Genomic DNA, 2,712 nt, shown 5'->3' on the forward strand with positions numbered 1-2,712 from the left:
TATGATCCAATATCAAAGGAAATGATAGCATTGAAGGATGAGACTAATCCAATTGAGGAGTGGCAGCATATAGAACAGCTAAAGGGTAGTGCTGAAGGAAGCATACGATACCCCGCATGGAATGGGATAATATCACAGGAGGTACTAGACTACCTTTCATCCTACATAAATAGACGCATATAAGTACGCATTTAAGCATAAACACGCACTATGCCGTTCTTCTCATGTATATATATATACAGGCAACACGCAGATATAGGTGCGACGTGAACAGTGAGCTGTATGTGCGCAGCTCGCGTTGCATTTTCGGAAGCGCTCGTTTTCGGAAACGCTTTGAAGTTCCTATTCCGAAGTTCCTATTCTCTAGAAAGTATAGGAACTTCAGAGCGCTTTTGAAAACCAAAAGCGCTCTGAAGACGCACTTTCAAAAAACCAAAAACGCACCGGACTGTAACGAGCTACTAAAATATTGCGAATACCGCTTCCACAAACATTGCTCAAAAGCAGCTCTTTGCTATGTTCTATATCTTCTATATCCCTATATAACCTACTCATTGACCTTTCGCTCCTTGAACTTGCACCTAAACTCGACTTCTACATCAACTGGTTTCCAATGCTCTTCAAATTTCACTGTTAGGTAGACCCATACGGCTGTAATATGCTGCTCTTCATAATGTAAGCTTATCTTTATAGAATCGTGTGAAAAGCTACTACCGCGATAAACCTTTACGGTTCCCTGAGATTGAATTAGTTCCTTTAGTATATGATACAAGACACTTTTGAACTTTGTACGACGAATTTTAAGGTTCGCCATCCTTTGACTATTTCCAATTATTCTGTCGGCTATTATCTCCGCTTCAGCTTGGTCTTCCGCTTCAGACTGCCATTTTTCACATAATGAATCTATCTCACTCCACAACCCTTCATCCGCCGCGGCATCTTGTTCGATTAAATTATTGACTTCATGTTGCACATTACTTAGTTCAGGGGAAGAGTTTTCTTCACGTGGTTGCTCCTGATCTCCTATAAGACCCTGTTCTCTTTCCACAAACCTAGAAATGTATTCATGAACTATGGAGCACCTAATAACATTCTTCAAGGCGGAAAAGTTTGGGCCAGATGCCCAATATGCTTTACATGAAAACGTGAGAATGAATTTAGTATTATTGTGATACTCTGAGGCAATTTTATTATAGTCTCGAAGATAAGAAAAGAATGCAGTAACCTTGGTATTGACAAACGGGGATTCCATGTATCTAAAAAATACGCCTTTCGGCCTTCTTATACCCTTTCCCCTGCGGTTTAACGTGCCTCTTACATTGATATCTAAACCCTCCCCTATGGCCGCCTTTAATTGACTAATGAATGCAACCGATATAAACTGTGATAATTCTGGGTGATTTCTGATTCGATCGACAATTGTATTGTACACTAGTGCAGGATCAGGCCAATCCAGTTCTTTTTCAATTACCGGTGTGTCATCTGTATTCAGTACGTGTCCAACAAAAGCAAATGCTAAGGTTTTATATTTCTTATAATTGTCAGGAACTGAAAAAGTTCCCCTTGTGGTTTCAATTACACATCTACTTTCATCGTATATCATAGGTTGGAAGTGCTGCATAATACATTGCTTAATACAAACAAGTAGTCTCTCTCCATTCATATTTCGGTTATTTTCTATTATAGTTGTTGTCATTGTATGTCAGCACTGTAAAAATCCATCTGTTGAAGAAGGATTTCGCGGTTTTTATAAACAAAACTTTTGATACGAAATCGATCAATCACCCCAGCTGCGTATTCGGAAATTCGGAAAAAAGTAGAGCAACGCGAGTTGCATTTTTTACACCATACTGCATTATTAATTTCGAGAGGCGATTAAGGCTACTTTCACTAGTATGTTTCTAAACAATCAATTTGTCATTAAATGCCTTATAAAACAGCTATAGATTGCATAGAAGAGCTAGCTACTCAATGCTTTTTGTCAAAGCTTACTGATGATGATGTGTCTACCTTCAGGCGGGCCTGTAGTAGGGAAAATGACATTATAAAGCTGGCACTTAAGGTTCCGCAGACTGTAGACTATACAAGCATACTCCGTCTATTGTACGATACACTTCCGCTCAAGTTCTTGTCCTTTAATGAGGCATTACCACTCTTTTGTTACTCCATTGATCCAGCTCAGCAAAGGCAGTGTGATCTACGATTCTATCTTCGCGATGTAGTAAAACTAGCTAAACCGAGAAAGAGATTAGAAATGCAAAAGGCACTTTCTCAGTGGCTGCCATCATTATTGTCCAATGTCACGCTGCAGCTTCTCAATGACATTCGAACACGCTTTGAAGAGATTCAGCCTGATATTCGACAAACTGTTTTACAGAATTACGGTCGTACTGGTTACCCATCATTGGATTTCGAACATCCGAATTTGGGAGTTTTACCTGAAACGGATAGTATATTTGAATCTGTATAATAACATATAGTCTAACACTTTACGGAAAACAAATGCATGTGTCCAGTGTCCGAAGAAGCTATTGCATCTAAGGTGTAGGTAATCTTACACGTCGCATCCCCGGTTCATTTTTCGCGCTTCCATCTTGCACTTCAATAGCGTTTTTTGCAAAAAGACATCTGTACTCACTTTTTGTGTTGCGAAAATACAACGCAAGAGCGCTGTATTTGTAAAAAAGCATCTGTACTTTTTTTTTTTTTCCC

Annotated in this window: 4 protein-coding genes; 2 read left to right on the top strand and 2 right to left on the bottom strand. The window is 39.2% G+C overall.

Annotated elements, in window-relative coordinates; genetic code table 11:
• On the top strand, positions 1–183 hold a 183-nt coding region (locus EZH24_RS15130), incomplete at its 5' end, for a hypothetical protein (RefSeq protein ID WP_002283382.1).
• 198 nt (positions 184–381) lie between these two features.
• On the opposite strand, the gene EZH24_RS14170 is transcribed toward EZH24_RS15130, so the two are convergent.
• Positions 382–555 (bottom strand): hypothetical protein, encoded by a 174-nt coding sequence (locus tag EZH24_RS14170; protein WP_022619478.1) that lies wholly within the window; start codon positions 553–555, stop codon positions 382–384.
• Positions 548–1,603, bottom strand: a complete 1,056-nt coding sequence (locus tag EZH24_RS09890; protein ID WP_226709680.1) for a hypothetical protein — start codon at positions 1,601–1,603, stop codon at positions 548–550. Before EZH24_RS09890 ends, EZH24_RS14170 begins: the two co-directional genes overlap by 8 nt.
• A 651-nt stretch (positions 1,604–2,254) precedes the next feature.
• On the opposite strand from EZH24_RS09890, the gene EZH24_RS09895 reads away from it, so the two are divergent.
• Positions 2,255–2,470: a hypothetical protein gene (locus EZH24_RS09895; protein ID WP_044304632.1), complete on the top strand. Its 216-nt coding sequence runs from the start codon at positions 2,255–2,257 to the stop codon at positions 2,468–2,470.
• Positions 2,471–2,712 lie beyond the last annotated feature (242 nt).

The organism is Brachyspira catarrhinii (genome assembly GCF_005518285.1).
GTDB lineage: Bacteria > Spirochaetota > Brachyspiria > Brachyspirales > Brachyspiraceae > Brachyspira > Brachyspira catarrhinii.

What these genes read in the sequence shown, in the direction of transcription:
- EZH24_RS14170 (WP_022619478.1), bottom strand. Translation starts at nt 555, where the DNA reads ATGAGTAGGTTATATAGGGATATAGAAGATATAGAACATAGCAAAGAG.
- EZH24_RS09890 (WP_226709680.1), bottom strand. Translation starts at nt 1,603, where the DNA reads ATGATATACGATGAAAGTAGATGTGTAATTGAAACCACAAGGGGAACT.
- EZH24_RS09895 (WP_044304632.1), top strand. Translation starts at nt 2,255, where the DNA reads ATGCAAAAGGCACTTTCTCAGTGGCTGCCATCATTATTGTCCAATGTC.